At 49.3% G+C, this 6,017-nt stretch carries 2 tRNA genes and 3 rRNA genes; all 5 read left to right on the forward strand.

Annotation, left to right across the window (positions count from 1 at the left end):
* Window positions 1-645 precede the first annotated feature (645 nt).
* The 5 genes from A3739_RS06970 (at window position 646) to rrf (ending at window position 5,899) form a co-directional block, all read left to right on the forward strand.
* A 16S ribosomal RNA gene (locus tag A3739_RS06970) occupies window positions 646-2,179 on the forward strand.
* Window positions 2,180-2,243: 64 nt separating this feature from the next.
* Window positions 2,244-2,320: transfer RNA gene (locus A3739_RS06975), tRNA-Ile, on the forward strand.
* Window positions 2,321-2,346: 26 nt separating this feature from the next.
* Window positions 2,347-2,422 (forward strand) — tRNA-Ala (locus A3739_RS06980).
* A 308-nt stretch (window positions 2,423-2,730) separates the two neighbouring features.
* A 23S ribosomal RNA gene (locus A3739_RS06985) occupies window positions 2,731-5,613 on the forward strand.
* Between the two features lie 171 nt (window positions 5,614-5,784).
* Window positions 5,785-5,899 (forward strand): 5S ribosomal RNA (rrf, locus tag A3739_RS06990).
* Together the 16S, 23S and 5S rRNA genes with 2 tRNA genes alongside form the textbook arrangement of a ribosomal RNA operon.
* Window positions 5,900-6,017: the final 118 nt, after the last annotated feature.

Raw genomic sequence — 6,017 nt, forward strand, 5'->3', positions numbered from 1 at the left:
ATGATCGAAACTTTTAAGAAAAACACTTGCTATCCAAAGCGAGATATTTAAAATGCTCGCTCGCTTTGAGGGAGGCACCTAAGGGAGTCGAAATTGAGGTGAGAAGTGAAGGTCTTCTAGCGTAATTTTTGATCTTTGTTTCTGGTGATTTTTGAGAAGTTTTTGTTGCTTATTTAAGTGTTGAAAACGAGCTCAAAAATAAAATCAGAAAGATCAAAAAAAGTAGTTGACCGGCGAATTAAGATCTATATAATTCGCGCCTCGCTTGAGGGAAGACCCTTCAAAAGGGTTGGAAATAAGCGAGAAGTTAACACCTAATTTTGAGTTTGATTTCAATAAGTTAGTTGCTTAGAAAATTAAATTCAGAAAGTTAAGAAAAGGTGTTGACAATCAACTGAGGCTCTGTAGAATACGCGCCTCGCTTGAGGGAACGGAAACGGTCATCAAGCAACGATCTTTAAAAATTAGCCAAGCAATTCGTGTGGGCGCTGACTGAGATGATGTCACGTAAAGCACTGAAGACATTAAGTTTTTGGGTGCTATTAAGAGATTATCAAGTCAACGTTCTGTGAATTCATTTATTGTAATTACAGTAGTTTTACTTGAGACAAATTTAGTTGTCCTTCGGGATGACACTTGAAGATTAAACTGAAGAGTTTGATCATGGCTCAGATTGAACGCTGGCGGCAGGCTTAACACATGCAAGTCGAGCGGTAACAGATCTAGCTTGCTAGATGCTGACGAGCGGCGGACGGGTGAGTAACGCGTAGGAACCTGCCCAGTAGTGGGGGATAGCCCGGTGAAAACCGGATTAATACCGCATACGCTCTACGGAGGAAAGGGGGCTTCGGCTCTCGCTATTGGATGGGCCTGCGTGAGATTAGCTAGTTGGTGAGGTAATGGCTCACCAAGGCGACGATCTCTAGCTGGTCTGAGAGGATGATCAGCCACACTGGGACTGAGACACGGCCCAGACTCCTACGGGAGGCAGCAGTGGGGAATATTGCACAATGGGCGCAAGCCTGATGCAGCCATGCCGCGTGTGTGAAGAAGGCTTTCGGGTTGTAAAGCACTTTCAGTAGGGAGGAAGGCCTCGTAGTTAATACCTGCGAGGATTGACGTTACCTACAGAAGAAGCACCGGCTAACTCAGTGCCAGCAGCCGCGGTAATACTGAGGGTGCGAGCGTTAATCGGAATTACTGGGCGTAAAGCGCGCGTAGGCGGCTTACTAAGCCAGATGTGAAAGCCCCGGGCTCAACCTGGGAACTGCATTTGGAACTGGTTCGCTAGAGTACAGTAGAGGGTGGTGGAATTTCCAGTGTAGCGGTGAAATGCGTAGAGATTGGAAGGAACATCAGTGGCGAAGGCGGCCACCTGGACTGATACTGACGCTGAGGTGCGAAAGCGTGGGGAGCAAACAGGATTAGATACCCTGGTAGTCCACGCCGTAAACGATGTCTACTAGCCGTTGGGGAACTTGATTCCTTAGTGGCGCAGCTAACGCACTAAGTAGACCGCCTGGGGAGTACGGCCGCAAGGTTAAAACTCAAATGAATTGACGGGGGCCCGCACAAGCGGTGGAGCATGTGGTTTAATTCGATGCAACGCGAAGAACCTTACCTGGTCTTGACATCCTGCGAACTTTCTAGAGATAGATTGGTGCCTTCGGGAACGCAGTGACAGGTGCTGCATGGCTGTCGTCAGCTCGTGTTGTGAAATGTTGGGTTAAGTCCCGTAACGAGCGCAACCCTTATCCTTATTTGCCAGCACTTCGGGTGGGAACTCTAAGGAGACTGCCGGTGACAAACCGGAGGAAGGTGGGGACGACGTCAAGTCATCATGGCCCTTACGACCAGGGCTACACACGTGCTACAATGGTAGATACAAAGGGACGCTAAGCCGCGAGGTGGAGCTAATCCCAGAAAGCCTATCGTAGTCCGGATTGGAGTCTGCAACTCGACTCCATGAAGTCGGAATCGCTAGTAATCGTGAATCAGAATGTCACGGTGAATACGTTCCCGGGCCTTGTACACACCGCCCGTCACACCATGGGAGTGGATTGCACCAGAAGTAGTTAGTCTAACCTTCGGGGGGACGATTACCACGGTGTGGTTCATGACTGGGGTGAAGTCGTAACAAGGTAGCCCTAGGGGAACCTGGGGCTGGATCACCTCCTTAAACGAAACGTGCACGTTTCGGTCAGAGTTCACACGAATTGCTTGGTTGAGATTTAAAGAACAATAGGCCTGTAGCTCAGGTGGTTAGAGCGCACCCCTGATAAGGGTGAGGTCGGCAGTTCAAGTCTGCCCAGGCCTACCAATTATCAGAAGGCCGAGTCCAGAGATGGGGCTATAGCTCAGCTGGGAGAGCGCCTGCCTTGCACGCAGGAGGTCAGCAGTTCGATCCTGCTTAGCTCCACCAATTTCTGTTCATAACTAAAGATATTCAAAGCGTTGCTTTGAGTGTTTTTAGTTCTGATCAGAGAATCAGAATGTTCTTTAACAATTTGGAATGTGATAGTAGAAACGTTGTTAGTAGTTGTGATGACTATTAATAACATTGCTAAGGTTATTTGTTTTGCCATATATCAGCGGCAAAACATTTAACTCGGATAATGTAAGAAATGAGATTCATATCAAGCGTTATTCGGCGAAACGTTACGATTGGTCGTGTATGACACAAAGACTGGGATGGTAAAAGGTCGTCCTGGAGGACTCTTTGGGTTATATAGTCAAGCGACTAAGCGCATACGGTGGATGCCTTGGCAGTCAGAGGCGATGAAGGACGTAGAAACCTGCGATAAGCGTTGGGGAGCTGGTAAACGAGCTTTGATCCAACGATTTCCGAATGGGGAAACCCAACCGTCATAAGACGGTTATCTTGCACTGAATACATAGGTGTAAGAAGCGAACCCGGAGAACTGAAACATCTAAGTACCCGGAGGAAAAGAAATCAACCGAGATTCCCTTAGTAGCGGCGAGCGAACGGGGAACAGCCGATAATTAAAGTTGTAGTGGAACACTCTGGAAAGTGTGGCGATAGAGGGTGATAGCCCCGTACACGAAGCAGCTTTAGTTACATATTAAGTAGGACGGGACACGTGTTATCTTGTCTGAAGATGGGGGGACCATCCTCCAAGGCTAAATACTCCTGACTGACCGATAGTGAACCAGTACCGTGAGGGAAAGGCGAAAAGAACCCCTGTGAGGGGAGTGAAATAGATCCTGAAACCGTATGCGTACAAGCAGTGGGAGCAGACTTGTTCTGTGACTGCGTACCTTTTGTATAATGGGTCAGCGACTTAATTTTAGTAGCAAGGTTAACCGTATAGGGGAGCCGTAGGGAAACCGAGTCTTAATAGGGCGCACAGTTGCTAGGATTAGACCCGAAACCGAGTGATCTATCCATGAGCAGGTTGAAGGTTAGGTAACACTGACTGGAGGACCGAACCCACTGTCGTTGAAAAGCCAGGGGATGACTTGTGGATAGGAGTGAAAGGCTAATCAAACTCGGAGATAGCTGGTTCTCCTCGAAAGCTATTTAGGTAGCGCCTCGTGTATCACCCTAGGGGGTAGAGCACTGTTTGGGCTAGGGGGTCATCCCGACTTACCAACCCCATGCAAACTCCGAATACCTAGGAGTGCGAGCACGGGAGACACACGGCGGGTGCTAACGTCCGTCGTGGAGAGGGCAACAACCCAGACCGCCAGCTAAGGTCCCAAATTCATAGTTAAGTGGGAAACGATGTGGGAAGGCTTAGACAGCTAGGAGGTTGGCTTAGAAGCAGCCACCCTTTAAAGAAAGCGTAATAGCTCACTAGTCGAGTCGGCCTGCGCGGAAGATTTAACGGGGCTCAAACTATGAACCGAAGCTGCGGATATAGATTTATCTATATGGTAGAGGAGCGTTCTGTACGCTGTTGAAGGTGAATCGAGAGGTTTGCTGGAGGTATCAGAAGTGCGAATGCTGACATGAGTAACGATAAGGGGGGTGAAAAACCTCCCCGCCGGAAGACCAAGGGTTCCTGCGCAACGCTAATCGGCGCAGGGTGAGTCGGCCCCTAAGGCGAGGCTGAGAAGCGTAGTCGATGGGAAACAGGTTAATATTCCTGTACTTCTTTATATTGCGATGGAGAGACGGAGAAAGCTAGGCCAGCATGGCGATGGTTGTCCATGTTTAAGGTTGTAGGCTGGGGACTTAGGCAAATCCGGGTCCCTAAGGCTGAGAACTGATGACGAGATCCTACGGGATTGAAGTGGTTGATGCTCTGCTTCCAGGAAAAACTTCTAAGCTTCAGATATAAAGGAACCGTACCCCAAACCGACACAGGTGGTCAGGTAGAGAATACCAAGGCGCTTGAGAGAACTCGGGTGAAGGAACTAGGCAAAATGGTACCGTAACTTCGGGAGAAGGTACGCTGCTGCCGGTGATGGGACTTGCTCCCTAAGCTAGCGGCAGTCGAAGATACCAGTTAGCTGCGACTGTTTATTAAAAACACAGCACTCTGCAAACTCGAAAGAGGACGTATAGGGTGTGACACCTGCCCGGTGCCGGAAGGTTAATTGATGGGGTTAGCGTATGCGAAGCTCTTGATCGAAGCCCCGGTAAACGGCGGCCGTAACTATAACGGTCCTAAGGTAGCGAAATTCCTTGTCGGGTAAGTTCCGACCTGCACGAATGGTGTAACGATGGCTAAGCTGTCTCCACCCGAGACTCAGTGAAATTGAAATCGCTGTTAAGATGCAGCGTATCCGCGGCTAGACGGAAAGACCCCGTGAACCTTTACTACAGCTTCACAGTGAACTTTGAGCCTATTTGTGTAGGATAGGTGGGAGGCTTTGAAACATGCACGCCAGTGTGTGTGGAGCCATCCTTGAAATACCACCCTGGTATGTTTGAGGTTCTAACTCTGGTCCCTTATCGGGATCGAGGACACTGTGTGGTGGGTAGTTTGACTGGGGCGGTCTCCTCCCAAAGAGTAACGGAGGAGCACGAAGGTGCGCTAAGCATGGTCGGACATCATGCGGTTAGTGTAATGGCATAAGCGCGCTTAACTGCGAGACAGACACGTCGAGCAGGTACGAAAGTAGGTCATAGTGATCCGGTGGTTCTGTATGGAAGGGCCATCGCTCAACGGATAAAAGGTACTCCGGGGATAACAGGCTGATACCGCCCAAGAGTTCACATCGACGGCGGTGTTTGGCACCTCGATGTCGGCTCATCACATCCTGGGGCTGAAGCCGGTCCCAAGGGTATGGCTGTTCGCCATTTAAAGTGGTACGCGAGCTGGGTTTAGAACGTCGTGAGACAGTTCGGTCCCTATCTGCCGTGGACGTTGGAAAATTGAGAAGAGCTGCTCCTAGTACGAGAGGACCGGAGTGGACGAACCTCTGGTGTTCGGGTTGTGTCGCCAGACGCATTGCCCGGTAGCTATGTTCGGACAGGATAACCGCTGAAAGCATCTAAGCGGGAAGCCCCCTTCAAGATAAGTTTTCCCTGATTCCTTGAGAATCCTAAAGGGCCCTTAAAGACTATGAGGTTGATAGGCAGGGTGTGTAAGCGTTGTGAGGCGTTGAGCTAACCTGTACTAATTGCCCGTGAGGCTTGACTATATAACGCCAAAGCGTCTTCGAAAGAAGGCTGGGTGTATAGGCAACCAATCGAAAAATCGACGAATAATGAAGATATGAATCATAAGCGACTACTATTGCTTCCAATGTTAAAGACAACAGCAGAATTAAGTGTTGGTGTAACGACCGTAAGTTACTTCAACCAGAGTTTTGCCTGACGACCATAGAGAACTGGAACCACCTGATCCCATCCCGAACTCAGAAGTGAAACGGTTCATCGCCGATGGTAGTGTGGGAGGTCCCATGTGAGAGTAGGTCATCGTCAGGCTTCTAATACGAAACCCCAGCAGTACATACTGCTGGGGTTTTTTATTGCGTGGGGGTTTGTTCCTCGAGTAAAAGTGCGTCTGACCACATCGTCAAATACTCATGCAATTAGGTTTGTT

The sequence above is a fragment of the Oleiphilus sp. HI0067 genome (genome assembly GCF_001635735.1).